The following is a 366-nucleotide window of genomic DNA, read 5'->3' as shown; positions in this document are numbered from 1 at the left end:
TCATTACTCGCCAGGTAATCCGTGAGCACCACGAACCGATGTTCGAGCATGGCGCCGAAGGCAGTTTTTTTGCAGATGGAGTAAGCATCGGTAATTGCTATGACGTCGACGGCGTGCGGTACATGCTATTCATGGGCTGGCAAAACCCCGTAGATGGCCATTGGCGCGGTGATATCGGCCGGCTCATCGTCAATCCCGATCTAACCCTGAAACTGGAAAGTCGTGAACCTTTCATGGGTGCAGACCCTACGGACCCCATCAGCCTTTCTTACCCATGGGTCATGCAAAGTGCCAACGGGGACTACGACATGTGGTACGGGTCGACCGCAAGCTGGGATGCCGGTAATGGAGAGATGCTGCATACCC

The 366-nt window shown here is 54.9% G+C and carries 1 pseudogene; it reads left to right on the top strand.

The features are described 5' to 3' along the window. A pseudogene (locus tag AC1DCY_RS27995) lies at positions 1–366 on the top strand (hypothetical protein); the annotation flags it as partial.

It is taken from the genome of Lysinibacillus sp. 10T31 (genome assembly GCF_056394365.1).
The sequence above is the reverse complement of the archived record's forward strand: the minus strand, read 5'-3'. Positions and strand labels throughout refer to the sequence as shown.